Consider the following 21,323-nt stretch of genomic DNA (forward strand, 5'->3'; position numbering starts at 1 on the left):
ATTTAAATATAATAAAAAAAGGAGTGTTAAAATTGATTAAAAAATTAAAAATCCCATTGGCTATTGCTTTAGGGGTTAGTCTAGGTTCTTCTTTGTGGATAGGACATGCTGTTGCAGCAAACAAAACTCAACATAGTATTGGAAGTGGTTCAGTGGATTCAAAAGAAATTCGTTGGGGAAGCAGTACAAAATATACCGCAAATCGGGATTATGCAATTAAAATTTGGAATGCTTTAGGCAAAGTTAAAATTGCTCCAGATACCGCGACTACAATTGAGGATTTAACGTTTAAGGATGTCAATCTGCCTGATGAAACTTTTACAGCTCAGTGGGTACCTAGAATTGGTGCAGATAGAATTGAATTCAATACCCCAAAGTTTAATAACTCAGGAAGAACTACTGCAGCAAAAAATAAAACGGCTTCACATGAATTAGGTCATGCATTGGGTATTGGGGATCATTATGAAAGTAATTATAGTGGACTGATTATGTATGGATACTCTTCTTCTACCACTACCTTACAAGCACATGATAAAACTGACTATAATGCCAACTGGAAAAATTAAAAAAGGAGAATTACTATGAAAAAAATTACAAAAATTTGCGTAAGTTCAACAATCGCTTCATTTGTAATTGGAAGTGTAATATATTACACTTATACCCCAAATAGAGTAATTATTTCAAATGCAGAATATGAATTTGATATTAATAAAAAGGAAAATATTACAGAAGTAGCAAAACAATTGTTTGTAGGAAGAGTAGTCGAACAATTAGATACTGAATCAGATGATGGTGGGCCATATACACCATATAAGGTTGTAGTCGAAAATAATTTAAAAGGTGAATTGGAAGCAAATCAGGAAGTTATTGTTGAACAACGGATTGGTTATGAAAAAAGTCACAAAGCTATAAGAAAGATGGAAGCTGAAGATGATTTTTTAACTCTTGAAAATTCATATGTATTCGCAACTAGTAATATAAAAGATAAAGAACGATATAGAATTATCGTTCCGTTAAAAGGTAACACAAAAATTAAGGGTAAAAAAGATAGACTTCCAAATGAGGTAATTCTAAAAGAATTTAAAGAAGCATTAAAGAAAAATAAAGAAAAACGTAAAAACGATGATTAATGCTCCCCTCAATTATTGAGGATTTTTTTTTGTTCACTTAAAATTTTCCAAAGATCACTTCATTTGATGAAAAATTCATCCAATGCTTCCCTCATCAATTTGTTCGGATAAGAACGTAACTTGTATAAAGGCGTGTCATTAAGATCAAGATTTAAGTGAAGCAAACTAATTATTTCATTATCCTCTACCCTGTGGTAAACATAAGATTCAGCAAGATAAATCATATCACTCATTTGCGAAATAATACTTCGATCGCTTGTCGCAGTGTATTGAACTTCACCTAGTTGTTTCATATATTGATCAACTTTCTCAACATCGAATTCATTTGCCAGAAAATTTGTCACAATACTTCTCTTCATTAACTCTTCAAAATTTGTAAAATCCTTTTTTAATAGGCCATACATAACAAAACAATATCTAGTTACATTATTCATTACCAATACACATTTTTTACGGCCGATTTTAAAGATATTAGCATGCCAGCAAAAAAGTTGATTTTCGTTTGATAAATCTGGTTTCTCTACTTTTATTTTCATTTCATCTGAAAGCTTTTTTGTTAATTGAATGAACATTTCCACGGACCTCGTTTATTAAATATTTTTAGTTATATTCTAACATTTCATCAAACTAATTCCAGTATATAAAACAAAAAAAGAGAATCGTAAATAAATGATTCTCTTCTTAAAAGATTTTAAAAATGTTACTGCTTAAAGCTTAACGCTCTTGATTGTTGTCCAACCACTATATACTTTAGTAGTTCCAACTGTTCGATACGTTCTTACTTTATAGTAGTAAGTCTTTCCTTTTGTTAAACCACTATTTGTATAAGAAGTTGAAGTTGTACTTTTTACTAAACTATATGATCCACCACTTGAGGTTGATTTGTAAATTTCATAACCGCTTGCTCCACTCACAGAACTCCAAGATATTTTTGAACTAGTTGAATTTACTTTAGCAACATTAAAATTAGTTGGAACTGATGGAATTGGTTTTGCACTTACTATTGATGAATAATTTCCATAGACCTTCTTGCTTCCAACTAATCTGTATGATTTTACCTTGTAATAATAAATTTTATTTGTGGTAAGCCCTGTATTATTAAAGCTTGTTGACGTAGTTGTACCAGCAAGTGTATATGTTCCCGTGCTTGTCGTTGAACGGTAAACTTCATATCCACTTGCTCCACTTACAGCTGCCCAACTGGTTTTTACACTATTGTATGAAGATGAAACTGCCTTTACGGATGTTGGTGTAGACAGGACCGGTTTTGCAGATACTGCCTTACTATAATCACTGTATTGTGTAGGTGTTCCTGTTTTATAAGACTTAATCTTATAATAATAAGTTGTACCTGTATTTAAAGATGTATTAGTATACGAAGTACTTGAAGTAGTTGCTATTTTCGTATATGTACCTGTACTGGAAGTAGAACGATAAATTTCATAACCTGTCACATCATCCGCTTTAGTCCAGCTTAATTTAGCGCTATTATATGAACTAGCTGCTGCCTTTACGTTAGTAGGTGAAAGAATAGGCTCTACATAATTTGGATCTGTTGAGAACCATCCGTATATCGTTTGATCTGCACGAGCATCATACCCCATTCCGATTCGAATAATTGGATAGCCCACTGTTTTTTTCACTAAAATACCGTAATAAACTTCAGATTCTGCACCCGGATATAACTCTACATCGTATTCATCTAAACCTTCTAACTGGCCTGAAAATGAAGCAGTATCAATCGGATTAACTTTCTGACCAGACTTCGTATAAAAACTATCGTTACTATCAACAACATCATAAGCGTATAAAGGTTCTTCTGGGCCCGAGACATATTTTAAATTGAATCCCATCACAATCCATTCTTCATCATCTGCCGGTTTAGTATTATACATATTTTCATTAGCTACAATTTCATTTGCTTCTTCACCTGTATACATATCGAATAATTGCAATTCTACTTCTTTAGGTGTATCCCACTCATATTCTTGAAGTGAAAAATTATAATTAAACCATGCACTATATGGCGTGCTACGATCTCCTATTTCAGCAAAAGCTGGTTTTGAATTAAATGAAAACATAACTAAAAATGTTAAAAATAAGTACATAAAACTTCTTTTCTTCATGATTTTCCCCCTTAAATCTTTCATTCTATTGAATTACCTCATACATCGAGCTCTTTTATTTATACCTCCTAAATTTGATAATTTTATTATATAAAGTGAGGTGTTCAAAAAATTGAACATCAAAAAAGAGAACCCTATACATGATTCTCCGATTGTACGCATATTATATTAGTTTCATAAATTATTAACCTAATCCTAAAACCTTGTATAGGTTACATTCCCTCATTATTTAAAGTATTTTTTGATAAATATTCATCAATACTTTTCCTATAAGTATCGTAGAATTCATAAAAATAATTAAGTTGGCCGACTTTAAAAATATAGATTACTCTTCTATTTTTCTTTTGATATTCTCTAATTTTAATATTGTTTAACATTTTGGTTCTACCCTTTTCCCCGCCTTCGTAATCTATGCTATTTGATGAATGAATACTTATATTTGTCTTATTTGAAAGATGCACATCAATATATGGGGAAAGGAATCCATCATCAATAACATATACATTTTTCACTTCAAATTCGGAAGGAATAAGAATTGTTTGGTTACTATTTAATTTTTTACTTATTTCATTTTTCTCTATTTTAATCATTGTATCCGAGGGTGGTAGCAGAAACATTATGTATAGATACATTATTAAACCGATTACTACAATTGATATACAAGAAAAGAAAATTACCTTTTGCATGATTCTCAAACCTCCATCATATTTAAAATAGCTTCACTTGTGAAAATGGTAACATATTTAAATACATTTTAATTAAAGGAATTTTGAAATTAATATGAAGGTTTTTTAATGAAAAAAGAGCATCCCCGAAAGATACTCTTTTTAGAAAAAAATTATTGTTGCAAATTCATACTATACAACTTACTCATCTCAAAAATTTGCTCCTGAACTTTATCAATCACTGATTGTGGACTTATAACTTGAGCATCTTTACCCCATGTTAAAATCCAAGTAATTAATCCATCACTAATCGCAGCTTTTGTAGTTAAAATGAAATGTTCCTCATCCACTTTCTGAATATCAGCCTTTAATCCAAATCGGTCTAGTACGACATTTAATAATCCTTTTTTAAACTTGATTTTTACATAATCAGGTTCACCGGCAAACATATTAAAAACTGTACTTAAATATTCATCAACGTTAAAGCGTTCATCTTGAAATTTTTCTTCTGTTCTCTTAACTTTTCTCATTCGATCTACACGGAAATGTCTAAGTTGATCATCAGGTAAACTTCTTGTAATTAAGTAATAGTAGTCATTCGACCAAATTACTGCAAGTGGCTTTACTGCGTATTCTTTCCCATCATGGCTTAATTCAAATTTTTTGTTAAAATTGTATCGGCCATATTGAAATTTCAGTAATTTTTTCTCAGCAATGGCTTGATGAATTTGATCGATTGAGAAATGAATTCGATTGCTTTCACTTTTAATGGCTGTGTCTGGGATAATACCATTGTGAAGTTTTTTTGCTTCGTTTTCACTTGTAAGGTTTTTTAATTTATCAATAATCTTTTTGGTTTCTTGTTTGTTTAAAAATCTTGAAGCTGTAACAGCATCTACTAATAAACGGAGTTCATGTAATTCAAACAGTCTTTCTTGGTGACTATATGTAGTTGCTTTACCATCTGAAGCGTTTTCAATTACATCAAAACCAACATCCACTAATACTGAGATATCTTTTAAAAATGTATTTTTACTATACGAAAAGTCCTCTTCCCCTACTGCTAATCTCTTTTTTATTTCATCAAACGTAAACTCACGATCAATATCTGTTTTACTTTCTAGTAGTTTCATTAGTTTATAGAAACGTTCACGGTTTTCCATGGATTCCTCCGTTTATTTAGTAAAATTCATAAGATGTATTTTATATGTAACTTAATCTAATTTTAATTTTAACATATTTAATTGGTAAAAATGATGGTTAAAAACTACTAGTCTATTTTTACTAGAAAAGTACCCTATAGAGTAGCTTATATTAGCTGTCTACTCTATAGGGTACTTTTTAAGGTGGAGATGCTTTTATTAGTTTGATATTACTCCATCATCGTAGTCCTTATAAATTGTAACAAACTCCCTTTGGGCTATTATTAAGTCTCTCGGAGTTTTTAAATCAATTAGTGTAATTTCGCGTTTATAGTTAATTGGTAAGTCTTCTTCTGAATTCCATGAAGCGAAATATTCTATTACGCCACTCTCATTAACAGCCTCTTTAATATATTCATATAAAATCTGCAAACATTTTTCACCTTCTGGAGAAATCCGTTTCTCTCCTTTCATTGGAACTTGTTGAGACATCATACATACTTGATGCTTAAATTGGAAGTGTTTAGAGAAACTAAAAATCCTTTTTTCCTCTAGATCATAATTCCTTTCCATATATAAATGTGTAAAATCTAGTTCATTTGCAAAAACATTAGGAGAAATAGGATTGTCACCAAAGGTACCTTCTTTCAGTCGCATTGGTGAAGAAATATAATGATATTGTGTCATGAATAGCCCTCCTTTTCGATTCCACAGTATCTGTAAGTGACTCTATGTGAAAATCTTAACACAATAACTTATTGAAAATTATGGTATCGATGACAAAACATTGAATTTTTTAGTGAAATTTTACTCTTAAAGTTAATTATAAAATTATATTTTCTCACCTTTTCTACTGATTTCCTTTGCCGTTAGATGATCGGCACTTCCAATTGTCTACATACAACAATTCTCGTTTTTTCTTTTATGCATCTAGTGCAAAAGTCCTCGTCCAAAAAGACTAAAAACGAAATAAGCGTGATATCAAAATGTAAACAAGCATACACATAAAATATTGATTCCCAAAATTCCCCATTTTACATAGTTAAGAAAATTGTACAGGAGGTCAGGAATGATTGAATTTAAACATGTTAATAAGTTTTATGGCGATTTTCAAGTCTTGAAAGATATTAATCTCACAATCAATAAAGGTGAGGTTGTTGTTGTGATTGGGCCGTCTGGTTCTGGTAAGAGTACTTTGTTGCGTTGTATCAATCATTTGGAAGCAATTAATGACGGGACACTTACAGTTAGTGGGATTTCTGTTGGGGATAAAAAAACAGATCTCAATAAGTTAAGGCGCAATATTGGAATGGTTTTTCAGCATTTTTATTTGTATCCGCACAAAACTGTGCTTGAAAATATCACTCTAGCTCCTATGAAAGCGCTAGGCCAATCTAGAGAAGAGGCTGATGAAACAGCCAAACATTTTCTTGAAAAAGTAGGTATTTTAGAAAAGGCAAAATCTTATCCTTCCCAGCTTTCTGGTGGTCAGCAACAACGTGTAGCAATAGCTCGCGGGCTTGCGATGAAACCGGATATTATGCTTTTTGATGAACCTACTTCAGCACTTGATCCTGAAATGATTGGTGAGGTGCTCGATGTTATGAAGACCCTTGCTAGGGAAGGCATGACGATGGTTGTTGTGACTCATGAAATGGGATTTGCCAGAGAGGTTGCCGACCGAATCGTCTTTATGGACGAGGGTCGCATATTAGAAGAAGCAACTCCGGCTGAGTTTTATGAGAACCCGCGTGAAGAACGGGCTCGCTTATTTCTCAGCCGTATATTAAATCATTAATAGGAGGTAATGGAATGTTTCTAAAAAAATTCATGAAAATGGCTTTGGTTTCAACTACGGCCGCCTTAGTTCTTGCAGGTTGTGGTGGTAAGGATGATTCGAAAAGCAAAGATGCTCTTGCACGTATTAAGGATGATAAGAAAATCGTATTTGGCGTAAAATATGACACTCGTTTATTTGGATTGAAAAACCCTTCAACAGGTAAAGTAGAAGGATTTGATATTGACCTTTCTAAAGCACTGGCAAAAGAAATCTTTGGCAATGATGTTAAACCTGAGTACATAGAGGTTACGTCAAAAACTAGGGTTGGTCTCTTAAATAATGGGAAAGTTGATGCGGTAGTCGCTACAATGACCATTAATGAAGAACGTAAAAAAGAAGTAGATTTTACTGATGTTTACTTTAATGCCGGACAATCTTTACTTGTAAAAAAAGGCAGTAAAGTTCACGGACTTGCTGACTTGAAAAAAGGTACAAAAGTGCTTGCTGTTAAAGGGTCCACTTCTGCAGTAAATATTCGCCAGAAAGCTCCTGATACAACAGTACTTGAATTCGAAAACTATGCTGAAGCTTTCACAGCTTTAAAAGCTGGTAAAGGTGATGCCCTAACGACTGATGATTCAATCCTTTACGGTATGAAAGAAGAAGATCCTTCATTTGATTTAGTAGGTGGAACTTTTACGCAAGAACCTTATGGAATTGCTGTTAAAAAAGGCAATAAAGATCTTGTCGACGCATTAAATAATGCATTAAAAAGCCTGAAAGATTCAGGTAAATACGATGAAATTAAGAATAAATGGATTAAAAAATAATCATTGATATTATCGTTGGGATCCGCAGAGTCCGTAATTTTACGGACCTGCTTTTCCTGATAATTAGGAGGAAATCCTTTGATTGATTTCTCGATACTAACAGAACATATGGAGTATTTTTTAGAAGGATTAAGAGTCACCGTTTTAACTAGTTTAATCGCTTTATTATGTAGCTTTATTTTAGGAACAATTATTGCAGTTATGCGAATTGCTCCAATTAAACCGCTCAACTGGTTAGGTTCGGTATATGTGGAATTTATCCGTAACATCCCTGTATTAGTTGTAGTGTTTTTCACTTACTTAGCTGGAAGCTTTAGTGGGATGGTTGCAGGGACAATTGGATTAACCATCTATACATCAACCTTCATTGCCGAAGCAATCCGTGCCGGTATCCTTTCTGTTCCAAAAGGACAAATGGAAGCCGCTCGCTCGACAGGTTTAAGTTACGGACAGGCAATGAGATTAATTATTCTTCCCCAGGCGATAAAAATCGTCATCCCTCCTCTTGGCAACCAATTTCTAAATTTAGTAAAAAATTCATCATTATTAGCAGTCGTAGCTGGTGGAGATTTAATGTATCAAGGCGATCTAATATCTGCAATGACTTACGTAACGTTTGATACTTATATTTTCGTAGCCTTATTTTACTTAGTCTTAACGATTCCCTTAAGTATTGGAGTGGGATATTTAGAAAAACGCTTGGCTAGAAGTAATTAAGGAGGTGGATAAATGGATTTTCTGCAACCGTTCACTGATGTGTATACACTAGATCATATCAAATTTTTACTAGAAGGATTTTGGGTCACCCTTAAGGTCGCTGCCATTTCAATTGTACTAAGTTTCATTATTGGCGGACTTATCGGTACCCTTAGATATACGAAGATTCCTGTTGTTACTCAATTACTAACCGCGATTGTTGAAATAATTCGAAACCTGCCTTTACTACTGATTATTTTCTTTACGTATTTCGCCCTACCGGAAATCGGGATTGAAATGAAAATAACGACAGCAGCCATCGCAGCATTAACGGTTTTTGAATCAGCTATGATTTCGGAAATTATTCGAAGTGGATTAAACTCAATCGAAAAAGGACAAATTGAAGCTGCTCGTGCGTCCGGCCTCAATTACACTCAGACATTACGTTATATTGTCCTGCCTCAAGCATTGAGACGAATGGTTCCGCCGATTGTTAGTCAGTTTATTTCTTTACTGAAAGATACATCGTTAGCTGTTGTAATCGCGTTGCCAGATTTATTGCATAATGGGCAGATTATTTATGCGCAGAAGGAATCTTATGTGATTCCTGTGATGGTGATGGTTTCATTGATGTATTTTATTGTTAATTATGTTTTGTCGTTGGTTGCGCGTAGATTGGAGATAAAGCAGTCTTGAGAAATCCGGTTCTTTGATTGGGCCGGATTTTTTTGATGCAATTTTCCACATCATGCCACGCATTTAAACACACTTTAATTTTATTTATTCATCTTGTGATAGATTATTTAAATTCCTAGGGTGCTCTACACGCCCTACACCGCTCTCTTCTGAGTTATTTGCTATACACCTACTTAATCTAGTAACCTATAAAAGCGATAAACCAATAGCAATTAAAATAATATCAATACATAGTAACTAAATACTATAATGAAATTTCATAGTTTATTCACAATATAAGCTAACTATATAATGAATTTATAGTTAAAATTAACTTATCTTTTATAGAGGAGAATATATTATGAAAAAGAAAAAAAAGATAATGATTCCTTTATTAATAGCTACTGTATTAATAATCACTTCGTACACTTATGTAAAAATAAAGCTGCATTTAACAAAAAATGCAGTTGAGGAATATCTTATTAAGGAAAAAGGCATAAAAAAACAGGAGATAGAAGAACTTCATCCAGTGTTTGATTGGATTAAATCATCAGGTGATCGAAAATGGTCAGTTCGTGTGAAAATAAAAGGCGATAATGAATATTATGGTTATTATATAGATAGTAAAAATAATAAAATAATATTAGATCCACTTAGATAATAAAGAGCATCAATACTTGTGAAAAAGTTAACATAAACTTTTACAAACGGAAATGCCCATAATTTTTCTCCTTGACTTAATACTTAGTTAGAATAATTTGAAATACTTTCTCTTCATATATTATGAAAGTCAATTTTATATTTTGCTCTTTATCAAGATACGTTATCATATCTCCTATTTCATCAATCGAGCGAATGTAGTTATTACCGTATTTACTTTTAATAGTAGATACATCACTTCCTATTCCAATACTTTTATTCGTTTGTAATTTAGGATCTTCAGAAACAATACTATTAATTTTATTGTTTTTAATTCCAATATAGAGTTTCTTAAATTGATAGTTTCTATCATTTTCAACAGGAAGTATTACTACAATGTCTGTGTGTTTAACTGTACTACCATATTTACTTTTTAGATCTACCAATAGTTCCGGTGTAACTTGTTTATCAATCATAATTTCATTCATTCCTTCATTTTTTAGTGAAGTACTTTCTAGTAGTCTATTTTTTACTAAAATAGAAGTACATTCAACAAGGAAAAAACCTATTAATAGTAATACAATAATTCCAAATAGTGCAATAATATATTTCCAGGGGAGAATTTTAAAAAATATGTTCCCTAGAATAAGTAATAAAATTAAAACTAAGACTTTTAATATCATTTTTATTCCCCCAAACTTTTACGAAATGTAGGTATTCCATGACCCTTAACTACAAAAAAATAGCGAAGGCTTCCTATATTAACAGTGAAGGCTTCGCTTATTTGATTTGCACGAACTTTTTTAGTGTCCTTCTTAAAAGTCTCTTCCACATCATCTAGTTCATATTTATTCATCTTGTGATAGATGATTTAATGAATCAATTTTTAGTTTTTCTAAATTAATTGGATTTTCACTATCAGCATCGATCAACCATTGATAGACAGGAATCATATTCATATCTTTTTCCCAACACTTTTCAAATAGCTTAGAAACTTCTTTTGATACATAAAAATTCACCTTATGATTGACACTTGGTTTAAATTCAATAAAAGCTTCTGCAAGTTCTAATAGTGCATCTTGTTTTTCTTCTGTTAAATTATCAAAAGTATATACTCTCACAAAGATTAAATTTCTATCATCATCCCAGTCTTTTAGAAAAACAGGATGTAAATCTTTAAAATCATTAGGTGTTCCTGCCCTACGAACATCTTCCAGTACCAAATAACCTATTTTTTCATAATATCCCTTTTTTATTTCTTTTATTGTAAAAATCATATGGTTTTTATAATTTAAATCTAATTGTAATAAAAATTGATAATTTACCAAAAAAACACTCCTTTTTAAATTAACAATAAAAATGCTCCCCATGCAGCAATACTTGAAGTTGCAAATATAACAAGACCTACAACAGCCACAAAGATACCTATAGCAATTATTATATCAGCTGTCTTTTTCAGATTTAACTTTTTAGCTTCAATTTTATCCTTTGCTTTCTCCATTTCTTTTAAATCTTCTTGCGCTTTTTTATAATCTTTTAGGGCTTTAGCCTTTTTTTGAATACTTTTAGGTACACCTGCTTCTTTTAATGTTTGCCCATGTGATTTTGTACCATCTACGTTTTCAATACCTTCAACCTTACCTTTATATACATGCACATGCGGTTTTTGCTGTTTAGCACCGGCTGTCGGTTTGTCTACTCTTGCTTTCCACCCTTGACCTAAATCATGAGTTTGACTATAACCTCTAGCTTGTTTAAGTTCACTTGGGTTTTCTGGAGTAAAATATGTTGCTGAATCTATTCCTAATTTTGAAAGTTCTGATTCTAATTTAGCAACTTCTTCATCTGATATTTTTTTTTGTTTTACTATATCTTTAATATTATCTATAATCGCTGATTGTTCATCTGTCATTAAAGTTTCTGCTCTACTTTGTGATGGATACATTGCACCTAAGAAAAATACAACAATGAATCCAATTAAAAATTGTTTTAGTTTTCTTTTTGAACTTAATTTTTCTAAACTACTTTTCTGTTTCACATACTTCTTAAACATTTTCATCAGCCCTTCCATTACATTAATTTTAGAATCTAAATACTTCCGTATTATAAAATTTAAAATACATATTTTCTTCTAGTACCCCAATAACTACAAATTTTTCAAAACCATCACTCCTTATTATTAAATAAGTAAATAGAAGTAAAAATTTCGGTAAAATTTACTAACTTGTGAAAATATTAACATATTAGATTCTATTAAACTCATTATCAATGTGACAAATAATTGAAGATTTTGGAAATAAAAAAAGCAGTCTTCAAAAATTTGAAGACTGCTTTTTTACTTTAACATAGTATTGATCACTGTAGACAAACTCAATGAAAATCATGTTTGCCAACAGTCTGAGATAATTAGTTCAATGTTGAGAACCAACATTTTTTACTTCTTAAACCTATTTTTCACACGCTATTAAATCTTTATCTCGATCCATTTTTTTATTAGCGTCATATAAAGCTTTTGATGCATACGGTTTATATTTAGTTTTACCGCCTTTATTTTTAACGGATGAACTACGGGCAACTCCACCCTTGTATGTTTTGTTCAATTCAGTACAGTTCTTAAATGTTTTCACAGCTGCACTAGCATCATTAGTTGAAATGATTGAATAACTTTGAATAAGTCCAATTGTAAGAATACCAATAACAAGTTTTTTCATCTGTAATAACTCCAATCTTTTTTTTGTAACAAATGCTACCTAATTTAATACTTTTTCAGTAATAAAATAAGTAAGTTTAATAGATTTCATATCTATCCCTTAATCTATTAATAAGTTTATCATAGAAACTCATGTTATTTTAGTTAAAATGCACCAGTTTTATTTAGGAAGTATTTACTAACTTTAATAACTCTAATCAAAAAATGAGCAGGTCTTTCGCTTATTCGGATTTTATAAAAATAGTGAAACTTACATATTTTTGTATTATTTTAGTAAATAGTAAAGATTACACTCTGTTAATATTATTTTATAGGGATACTATTTGAAAAAATTTTTTTATAGATTTATTGAAAGTTAGCCTGAAGTGGTCATTATCTCTATATAAAATCTCAGTGGGAAGGTTACGGTGGATTCTCCTAGCTATCTCATGTGAAAGGTATGTTATCGATGTGGAAAATGAAAATTTTTTTGTATTTATATTTATTTCTCTAAGTAGTATCTTGTTTTTTTAGGGATATAATAGTGAAAAAAATCTAAAAAGCACATCTTTAAATTCGATTACAATAAATAATATAAAAATATATGATAATATTGACGATGTAGATCTAAGTCGATATGTTAAAAGTAATCGATTTTCAAGAGGGAATGCAAAATATTACTTTGAAAATTTAGTAATCGATATTAATAAAAAAAATCAAGCAAATTATTTATTTGGCTTTTATAGTGAAAACAAGGTAATTATAAATGGTAAATCTAATTTAAAATATATCAGTGATATTAACTGAATTACTTAAGAATAATTACAATGAAGCCTGGGAAGATAGAGGACAAGAACATAAGTATCATAGTTACTATTATAAAAATCAGAAAATAATCTTCAAAGTAGTATATAGTATTGTATCAAAAGAAATAGTTTGGGTTGAAATTAAGTCAACTGATTAAGATTTACTCACTTTAATAAACCTACTCAAAAATTGAGTAGGTTTTTGCATCTTTCTAATTCACCAAAATGCCATCATTACTGTTTATTTATAACCAGCATCTTTTCTTTAGGTACATAGGTTACTTTGTCATAGCCTTCCTCCCAATATTCATCAACGATATTAGTAGGTGAAGGATTAATAATGGTAGGTTTTGATATTTTACCACCTTTTAAAATGACACTTTCTGCAAATGTACCACAGTTATTGGAAGTTAAAGCGTACGGCTCCCGATCTTTCTTATATTCTGTGTATTCGGGATTGGATTCTTTCAATTTCGTCATCGCAAAGCTGTCCATTTCTTCAAAAATTAAGTTTTTAAAATATGCGGCTTCAATTTTTCCATTCTGGCCAGACTTTGATGAAAGGGTTGCTAGTATTCTGATTAACGAATCATCTGTTGCAAGTCCGTTACTGCCGATGTACGCATTTGGAACGGGAACATTTCTTACTTTCCCTTTTGTGCCATCTGTTGTTGGATATCTACCATACTCGTAATATCTTGTGTTTCCACTTTGTGATATTAGTAGTACTCCTGCATGACCTAGTCCGCCAATTTTACCAACATAATCGATTTCAGTGTCAATTTTATAGTCAGGATATACGATCAATAGAGCTTCTGCATCATATGTTTTTTTCTTCTCCTGAGGATCTTCTGCGTAAGATGCCTTTAGACTAGCATCTTACTGCTGTCACCAAGTGCCTTTTTGGTTAAAATCTTATCTTTTTTTTCCATGCTCTACCTGTCCCTCACTTCTCTGTTGACTCTTTATCACAACAGCAGCAGTTAGGATTTGGATAGAGTTGACTAAAAATAGCACCTTTTTCAACTTCCGATTTTTCTAAAATCGATTTTGCAATTTCATATTTCTCAATCTCTTTTTCTTTTAAATCATTTGCAAGCTTTTTCGTACGAATTTCCTCATCTTGTAATCCATGTGAATACGTATCAAGCGCGTCACCTTGACCTAAAATTGAATCTACAATTACCCCTTCTGTTCTCATCACATGTTTCTTAACTGAAATGATAATACCTTGTACTAAAATTTCCCGTCCCGTCTGGTCTTTATATAAGGAATATAAGGATTTAGAAAACTGATAGTAAGGATTAACCGGCTTGTTATCGAGGTCGAGTAAATTCTTTTGTTGAATAAAAGCTTTACCTGTGCTATTCCCATCTTCATCCAATCCTGTAGGTTGGTTATCTTGATAATCCTTTATAAATAAAAGCTGGTTTAATATCGCATCTTTAACTTCTTTTCTCTTTGTAGCGTCATCGACAATATATTGATCGATCAAATTATCAAGTTCAGGTAAGGTAAACTCTGTTTTGGATTTACTTTCACCGTTAAAAAATGCAAGTCTTAGATCAACCAAATGCTGGATTGTAATAAATTCCTGATTCATTTGACGAAATACAAAATTTAATGTTCTACTCACGTTGATATTTTCAATTTCTCTTACGATCTCAGTTTCTTCACCTGTGGATTCCTTAACTTCAGTACTTGTATTAATTTGAACATCTCTTTTTGAAGAAGCTTTAGCAGCATGTTTTGACGTAGCATTTTGAAGATTTTTTGAGAACTCTTCCCTGGAGGAGTTCGAACCACCTTTCACTCCTCCACTAACTTTCGCACTTCCCCATCCCCAAGATGCCTCAGCCTCTGCTTCCGCATGGTATTCAAAGCTTTCGGATTCATTCTGTTTAGTAGAGTTTTCACTTGAAACAGCATTTTCAAAATCTGAAGAACTTTCACTTGTAAACGAGTCAAGAATGCTTGAAGCCTGTTTTGATGAAGTCTCAGTTTTGTGATATGTTTTAACGCTTATTTTCGTTTTCTCACCAGGTAAAAGAGAAAATGTCTTAATTGTTCTTCCAGCTCCATATGCACCTAAAAAAGATGACAATTTATAAGTTTCAACTAAAACAATTCTTGGTCTAATAACTTTTGGCTTCGCTGGAATATAGTTATGGACTAAATCACCAAACATATTTCGATAGACATTTAATTTCAATCCATTTTTTATTTGAGTAGCTACTTCATCAGGACTTATACTCTGAATACCATTTGACAATGATAAATTACTATCTATTGATAAAGCCTTTGTAGGACTTTCAGCTAATTTAAGAAAACTTGTGTTGAGCTTGGCATTTGTTAAAATCGAGTTACCAATACCTGATTTGAATTCAGTTGCGATTTTGTCTTTCAAAGCTGTTTGATCCATGGACTTGAGCTTGTTAAATTCCTGGTTTTCATAATTTGCTTCTGACTTAAAGCAGTCTGGTTTAAAATAATCAGTTGGATTTTTTCCTTTTGGAATGAAATCTAATTCGATGAAGTTTTTTCCCGTGTACGATGTCGGTTCTGGAACATTGTAGCTTAGAACTGGGACTCCTCCTTTTTTAGGATCTGGAGTTTGTTCTAGCTCGATCATCGGTTTGTTTGGCATTAGCATTTCTCCTTTTGGGTTGTTGATGGTAATTGGATAACATAAAAAAATGTGTACAGATTTGGCTGTACACATTTCTTAATTAGTATATTATTTCGTTCTCATGATAGAACGTTTTTGGTTTAATATGGGAATTATTGTAGATTAAAGAATACTTGGTGTCCGACTAATTCCTCATATCTTAGTTGTGCTTTTTCGCCTTTTTTTACTAGTTTTGCAATGTAGCCTTCTTTTTCATTGCCTACGTACATTTCAAAGCTAAACTCTGGTTCTGTTGTAGCAATATTGTCCCCGCTATAAATATCTCCATTTTCACTAACGACATTAAAGTTCATAATGCCATCAATCATAAAAGCTAAATCTTCAGTCTTTGATTCTACAAACTTAACTTTTACTTTTGTTAAAATCCATTCATATCCTTCTGGGGCAGGTTCATTAAATTCGTTCATGCTTTTTAATTTAGCGTATGCAGCATTTCCACGTACTACTTCTTCTACCCTTAAGTCAAACTTAATTGGAAATGAATCTCCATTGTCATTATATAATTCGTCATCAACAGTAGCAGTTTTCTTAAATGGAACTGGATTCGTTCTTGAACCAAGTTTGGATTGTTTTGGTTTTACTTCTTTTTTAGTTGTTTTTGCTTCTTCTTTTTTGGGTGTGTCTTCTTTAACGGTAACGTCTTTTGTACCTTGCCCACATGCTGATAATAACGAAATTGTTAATAATGTCGTTCCTAATATACTTACTGCCTTTGAATATTTTCTGTTCATTTTTTTAACCTCACTTTTAATTTTTTTTGTTAGTCTAATGAAATTTTCGAGTTATTTATCTTTAAGCGAATCTGGGTAAACAATTTTATTGATTTCTTTTTGTGTGGCTTGATCTTTGACTAAAATGGTAACTTTATAATCATCTGGTTCTACACCGTTATAAAGTTGATACATCATTCCAGACATCCCAAATGTAAATGCGGCGAGACCATCCATGCTATTTTCATAGGCTGATTTGTCTACAATCAAGGTAAACTCTGAGAAATCGTTATTGTAAGTAATATCCTTTAGTGAAACAAAATCTTTACTTTCTTTTGTTGCATTGACAGTTTTAATGATTTCCTCTCTTATACCTTTCATCATTTTCTTGTGTTGAGATTTAGACATTTTGTAGGTTAGAGATCCGTCGGTATTTTTTGTTACTTTGATTCCTTCTTTTTCTGCATCGGCAATGACTTTATTAATGTCATCTCCCTCGAACATTGTAGCCGGTAATGTAATTTTCACGTTGAAAAGGCCTTTATCGACAGCTACTGATTCTTCTTTTGGATTTGAATTTTTTGTTATTTGTTTTGCTTGGTTGCTTGATGAACAACCGGCTTGTAGGGTAATTAGAAGTGCTAATAATAGGTAAGTGAATTTTTTCATAGGAAATCCTCCTTCAGTTTCTTTTAGATTAGGGTTTGATTAAATCTGGATTAATCTTAACTGATGGGATGGTCAGAAAATTGATTGGGTAAATGAAAGTATTGGTTCTATTTGGGGGATTGATGTTTTTAGTAAAAAACATAAAAAACCTGTTCAAAAAATTGAGCAGGTTTTAGTTTAATCTTAAATTTTTTCATTTTATATTATAAGAGTTGTTTGGATTTTACCTAGTGATATCCTTTAATTTTAATCGTAATCTTTCTTCCTCTCTACTCTCATTTGTTTTCAATCTAATTATAGGAATATCATATTTATTCAAAATTTCATCTTTCATCTTGTCTCGTTTTAATTGCGTTGGGTTATTTGCATGGAAAGCATAACCATCTACTTCAACAACTAAAATTGGCATCTTATCAACTTTATTAAAAATTAGGAAATCAGTATGTGTCAAAATATTCATCGCATATTTTGCTTCTTCATCTGTCAATTTATATGGATCTCTAATTAGCATCCTTAAAGGCTGATGCATTACATAACTAAGGTTTTGATATTCAGGCAAATTCAATATTTCACTTATGACCACATTCATTATATTTTCTGATTTATATTCAGAAACATTCTTAGTCTTTTTCAACGTATCTAGTAATTTATACGAATAGCTACTATATAGAAGATCAAATACAGAATATATTTTACTCTCAATAACTTCAAAATTATTATATTGAATATATCTTACTAAATCTCCAATATTAGTGCCTTTCCATTTTTCTCCACCATCTGATGCTACAACAATTAATTTTTCGACAGCACGAGAAACTGCAACGTTTATTAAATTTGGGTCGTCCACAAAGTCTTCAACTTTTACTGTATTAGCTACTGTAGAAAGGATTATTACATCTTTTTCTCTCCCTTGAAATTTATGAACCGTATCTACCTGAATATTGCGACGACCTGCAACCTTTGAAAGCTCTTCGGCCTGCAAACGATATGGTGAAATAATACCTACCGATTGTTTTCCTTCATCAATTTTTTGTTCCGGTATAATTTCATCAAAGATAACCTCAATTTGTCTTTGATTTATCCTATCTCTAGCATGATTACCTTTTGAAGTTTTGTATAATACCAGTGGATTATTTAAATCCTCTTCATCAGTCATTACAATCAATTCATTATTATAAAATTTTTGATTACAGAACCCAATAATCTTAGGATGGCAGCGATAGTGTTCCTTTAATAGTGTTTTAGGGATATCTTCAAATAATGTAAGGAACGATGACAATAAGCTATTTGTAGTATAATTATAAGCTTCCACTAATCCATAAGAATTAAATATATTGTTTGTGATCGTAGCAACTTCTTTAGGCACTACATTTGGAAGCTGTTTCGTGTCACCTACTATTACTGCATTTTTAGCTGCTGCAAGTGCAAGAGCCCCAGTAACTATATCAACCTGGGAAGCTTCATCTACAATTACGTAATCAAAGAGATATTTTTTCCCGGTACTACTAAGTAACGACTGAGTTGTACTAAGTGTTACTGGATATTCATTAGCAAATTTATCGAAGTTCTTCCAAAGATCCACTTTTTGAAAAACACTTCTATTACATCCACTATATTTCATAGCCAACTTCGCTTTAAATAAGTCCATTGAACGTCTACTATATTCTTTCATTTCATTTTCAAAATTATAGTTTTCAAGTGTTTTAGTTAATTCATTTAATTGAAAATTATTCTCTTTGATTTTTTTCTCATAAAAATTCTTTTGTAAATATGAGATAGCTTGTTCAGGTGGATAACTATAAATTTTAATATCATATACTCCATAAATTAATAAGTTGAATAACTTTTCTGTTAAGGTTATTTTTCCTTTGATAGACTTTTGTTTATATTCAATTAACAATTTTAATATTTTATCTGAATTTAATTTAGATATGGATTTGAAATGATAATTTTCAAAAACGGTTTCTTTATAATACTGATTAAAATACTCATTTTCAGTTCGTATATTTGATAATTCTTGCTTTAAAAGTGCCTGTTTATTTCGATAACTTAGCATCTCATTTAATTTTTTCTGAGATGAAATTAATTCTGTTTTTAATAAGTCAAATTCTTCAATTGGCATTTTCCAGCCGTTCATATTCGGTAATATACTGTTTTGTTCTGCTAAGAATTTCGCTTTATTTTCGTTATTTCCTAAATATGCAGCAATGAAATCAATTTCGTATCGTTGTAACTTTTCTAACACATTTGCAGTTGCAGAATTATTATTCGATACCACTGCGACAGTTTTATCATTCAATATTGCGTTTGCTATAATATTTAGGATAGTTTGTGTTTTTCCAGTTCCAGGTGGTCCTTCAATTACACTTATTTGATTATTTAATGCTTTCTCAGCTGCATATTTTTGACTTTGATTAAACCCAAAAGGGAATATAGCATTTGCTTCAATATCTTTTTTTATAAAAGACTTTTTTTCTATATATGTTGATAGAACGCTACGAGGACTAATTACTTCAAGTTTACTGTATTGTTGACTTAAAAAACTTTTCTCTCTTTCATCCCTTACACTAATTTGTCCTGCAAGTTTATTTAAGTATTCAAAGATGTTTTTGGAACTACTATTCTTTAAACTAGTTTCTTCGATATAAATCTCTGATTTTTTGTATAACTTTTTATAACCTGATTGAAACTTAAGTTTTATATATTCACCAAAATCAAGAATCTTAAATACACCGTTGACTGGACTGTTATTTTCATAAACAAGCCATTTCTTTGGGTCATATACTTTGGGATCCTTATACCAACAAACATTCAAAGAATTATAGCAATAAGACTTACTACTATTTCGATATTTAACTTCGAATTTGTCTTTTACTAATTCACAAAACTCTATTTCTTCCGTTTTATCCATGTTTTTTATTAGGATAAGATCTTTGTCATCGTTCAATTCCCTGAGTCCCTTCTATCTTAATCAACATAACAAAACTCCCTTAAAAGGGAGTCTTTTTAATATATAATAACTTATTTTTATTCAGGTACATATATCTTTTGTAATGGCAAAAATGAACGTGTTTCATTTGCCATCTTTTCATACTCAATAAATTAATTTTCACATTCTACTATAATCTATTAACTCTAAATTATTTTATTTTAAAATGACTAACTATATGCCTTCCTTTCCATAACAAAAATGTGTACAATTCCCGATGTACACATTTCTTAATAATTATTTTATTTCGTTCTTATAATAGAACGTTATTATCTTTATATTGATATAATTTTAAATTAAAAACTTAATATCCCATTTTAATTCCACACATATATTTCATAATGACCAATCTTTCCTTATAATCATTGCCTTTAATTCTTCAATACTTAATACATGGTCTTTTCTTCTATGAATCATTCTATGACAATTCGAACAAACAGGTACGAGATCTTCCTTTGGATTAATAATAACCTCTTCGCCTAAAGTACTTAAGGGTTTAAGATGATGGACCTCGATGAAATCCATTCCTCGCTCACCATAAACCTTTTCAAAATTAAACCCACAAGCAAAGCAATTTAAGCCATGTATTTCAATAGCTTTTCTTCTATTCTCAGGATTTCTTTCAAAACGCTTTCCGTAATATTTTTTTACCGCTCCATCTGTGTAATAACTTTCTTCTTCAGCTTTTTCTGATTCTATATCTTCAAATATTATATCTACTAAATTCCAGCTCTTCTTTGATTGATTAGTAAGCCTATAAAGGCAATCGAGTACTAAGTTAAAATCATATTTTTGGTCTTCAAGTATTAAAATAGCTTCTTGAATACTTTTGCCATTGAATATTCCTTTATGGATATTTTTTAATCCAATAAAATGCAATATTCCCATTGCCTGGTATCCACGACTTTCATTTGATTTTAATCCAATTACATGCTCATCAATCCATCGATGACTCTCAGAATTAAACAGATATTCAAAAATTGCTCTATCTCTAGTAGAATCATCATAAAGGTTATATTCTCTTGCTCGTTTAACTGGTTCTAATTGTGGAACACTAACTTTAGAAAATGTCATGATGTAACCTCTCT

Annotated in this window: 22 protein-coding genes; 7 read left to right on the plus strand and 15 right to left on the minus strand. The window is 31.2% G+C overall.

Annotated features, from left to right (window positions below):
- The first annotated feature begins 32 nt into the window (after window positions 1–32).
- Both ACFVRR_RS18115 and ACFVRR_RS18120 read left to right on the plus strand, forming a co-directional pair.
- The gene (locus tag ACFVRR_RS18115) at window positions 33–566 is read left to right on the plus strand and encodes a hypothetical protein (RefSeq protein ID WP_387331399.1); all 534 of its coding nucleotides are present in this window, start codon (window positions 33–35) and stop codon (window positions 564–566) included.
- A 15-nt stretch (window positions 567–581) separates the two neighbouring features.
- Window positions 582–1,130 carry a hypothetical protein gene (locus ACFVRR_RS18120; protein WP_387331401.1) on the plus strand — a complete coding sequence of 183 codons (549 nt, stop codon included), beginning with the start codon at window positions 582–584 and terminating at the stop codon, window positions 1,128–1,130.
- Window positions 1,131–1,189: 59 nt separating this feature from the next.
- Here the strand turns inward: ACFVRR_RS18120 and ACFVRR_RS18125 are convergent, their stop codons facing one another.
- The 5 genes from ACFVRR_RS18125 to ACFVRR_RS18145 form a co-directional block, all read right to left on the minus strand.
- Window positions 1,190–1,702 carry a DUF6933 domain-containing protein gene (locus ACFVRR_RS18125; protein WP_387331403.1) on the minus strand — a complete coding sequence of 171 codons (513 nt, stop codon included), beginning with the start codon at window positions 1,700–1,702 and terminating at the stop codon, window positions 1,190–1,192.
- Between the two features lie 135 nt (window positions 1,703–1,837).
- Complete coding sequence (locus ACFVRR_RS18130; RefSeq protein WP_387331405.1) at window positions 1,838–3,256, minus strand: fibronectin type III domain-containing protein; 1,419 nt, start codon at window positions 3,254–3,256, stop codon at window positions 1,838–1,840.
- A 212-nt stretch (window positions 3,257–3,468) separates the two neighbouring features.
- Window positions 3,469–3,942 carry a hypothetical protein gene (locus ACFVRR_RS18135; RefSeq protein ID WP_387331407.1) on the minus strand — a complete coding sequence of 158 codons (474 nt, stop codon included), beginning with the start codon at window positions 3,940–3,942 and terminating at the stop codon, window positions 3,469–3,471.
- Window positions 3,943–4,094: 152 nt separating this feature from the next.
- A complete protein-coding gene (locus tag ACFVRR_RS18140; protein ID WP_387331409.1) occupies window positions 4,095–5,084 on the minus strand; it encodes a helix-turn-helix transcriptional regulator in 990 nt (329 codons plus the stop codon).
- Between the two features lie 198 nt (window positions 5,085–5,282).
- Window positions 5,283–5,750 (minus strand): hypothetical protein, encoded by a 468-nt coding sequence (locus ACFVRR_RS18145; protein WP_387331411.1) that lies wholly within the window; start codon window positions 5,748–5,750, stop codon window positions 5,283–5,285.
- 382 nt (window positions 5,751–6,132) lie between these two features.
- On the opposite strand from ACFVRR_RS18145, the gene ACFVRR_RS18150 reads away from it, so the two are divergent.
- From ACFVRR_RS18150 to ACFVRR_RS18170, 5 genes are all read left to right on the plus strand, one after another.
- On the plus strand, window positions 6,133–6,861 hold the full coding sequence (locus ACFVRR_RS18150) for an amino acid ABC transporter ATP-binding protein (RefSeq protein WP_387331413.1): 729 nt from the start codon (window positions 6,133–6,135) through the stop codon (window positions 6,859–6,861).
- A 14-nt stretch (window positions 6,862–6,875) separates the two neighbouring features.
- Window positions 6,876–7,673, plus strand: coding sequence for a transporter substrate-binding domain-containing protein (locus tag ACFVRR_RS18155; RefSeq protein WP_387331415.1), 798 nt, complete (start codon window positions 6,876–6,878; stop codon window positions 7,671–7,673).
- A 78-nt stretch (window positions 7,674–7,751) separates the two neighbouring features.
- Entirely contained in the window at window positions 7,752–8,390 is a 639-nt protein-coding gene (locus ACFVRR_RS18160; RefSeq protein WP_387331417.1) for an amino acid ABC transporter permease, read from the plus strand.
- Window positions 8,391–8,402: 12 nt separating this feature from the next.
- The gene (locus ACFVRR_RS18165) at window positions 8,403–9,065 is read left to right on the plus strand and encodes an amino acid ABC transporter permease (protein WP_387331419.1); all 663 of its coding nucleotides are present in this window, start codon (window positions 8,403–8,405) and stop codon (window positions 9,063–9,065) included.
- Between the two features lie 340 nt (window positions 9,066–9,405).
- Window positions 9,406–9,705: a hypothetical protein gene (locus ACFVRR_RS18170; RefSeq protein ID WP_387331421.1), complete on the plus strand. Its 300-nt coding sequence runs from the start codon at window positions 9,406–9,408 to the stop codon at window positions 9,703–9,705.
- A gap of 76 nt (window positions 9,706–9,781) precedes the next feature.
- Here ACFVRR_RS18170 and ACFVRR_RS18175 read toward each other — a convergent pair whose 3' ends face one another.
- The 10 genes from ACFVRR_RS18175 to ACFVRR_RS18220 form a co-directional block, all read right to left on the minus strand.
- A complete protein-coding gene (locus tag ACFVRR_RS18175; protein ID WP_387331423.1) occupies window positions 9,782–10,366 on the minus strand; it encodes a hypothetical protein in 585 nt (194 codons plus the stop codon).
- A gap of 165 nt (window positions 10,367–10,531) precedes the next feature.
- A complete protein-coding gene (locus ACFVRR_RS18180) occupies window positions 10,532–11,011 on the minus strand; it encodes a hypothetical protein (protein WP_387331425.1) in 480 nt (159 codons plus the stop codon).
- A gap of 14 nt (window positions 11,012–11,025) precedes the next feature.
- Window positions 11,026–11,742, minus strand: a complete 717-nt coding sequence (locus ACFVRR_RS18185; protein ID WP_387331427.1) for a hypothetical protein — start codon at window positions 11,740–11,742, stop codon at window positions 11,026–11,028.
- A 388-nt stretch (window positions 11,743–12,130) separates the two neighbouring features.
- Window positions 12,131–12,394 carry an excalibur calcium-binding domain-containing protein gene (locus ACFVRR_RS18190; RefSeq protein ID WP_387331429.1) on the minus strand — a complete coding sequence of 88 codons (264 nt, stop codon included), beginning with the start codon at window positions 12,392–12,394 and terminating at the stop codon, window positions 12,131–12,133.
- A gap of 1,018 nt (window positions 12,395–13,412) precedes the next feature.
- Window positions 13,413–13,985 (minus strand): hypothetical protein, encoded by a 573-nt coding sequence (locus ACFVRR_RS18195; protein WP_387331431.1) that lies wholly within the window; start codon window positions 13,983–13,985, stop codon window positions 13,413–13,415.
- Window positions 13,986–14,124: 139 nt separating this feature from the next.
- Window positions 14,125–15,825: a hypothetical protein gene (locus tag ACFVRR_RS18200; RefSeq protein ID WP_387331433.1), complete on the minus strand. Its 1,701-nt coding sequence runs from the start codon at window positions 15,823–15,825 to the stop codon at window positions 14,125–14,127.
- A gap of 134 nt (window positions 15,826–15,959) precedes the next feature.
- Window positions 15,960–16,598 (minus strand): hypothetical protein, encoded by a 639-nt coding sequence (locus ACFVRR_RS18205; protein ID WP_387331434.1) that lies wholly within the window; start codon window positions 16,596–16,598, stop codon window positions 15,960–15,962.
- A 51-nt stretch (window positions 16,599–16,649) separates the two neighbouring features.
- Window positions 16,650–17,246 (minus strand): hypothetical protein, encoded by a 597-nt coding sequence (locus ACFVRR_RS18210; RefSeq protein WP_387331436.1) that lies wholly within the window; start codon window positions 17,244–17,246, stop codon window positions 16,650–16,652.
- A gap of 223 nt (window positions 17,247–17,469) precedes the next feature.
- A complete protein-coding gene (locus ACFVRR_RS18215; protein ID WP_387331438.1) occupies window positions 17,470–20,193 on the minus strand; it encodes an AAA domain-containing protein in 2,724 nt (907 codons plus the stop codon).
- Window positions 20,194–20,571: 378 nt separating this feature from the next.
- Window positions 20,572–21,309: an HNH endonuclease gene (locus ACFVRR_RS18220; RefSeq protein ID WP_387331440.1), complete on the minus strand. Its 738-nt coding sequence runs from the start codon at window positions 21,307–21,309 to the stop codon at window positions 20,572–20,574.
- Between the last annotated feature and the right edge of the window lie 14 nt (window positions 21,310–21,323).

This window comes from Gottfriedia sp. NPDC057948 (genome assembly GCF_042887255.1).
Lineage (GTDB): Bacteria > Bacillota > Bacilli > Bacillales > Bacillaceae_G > Gottfriedia.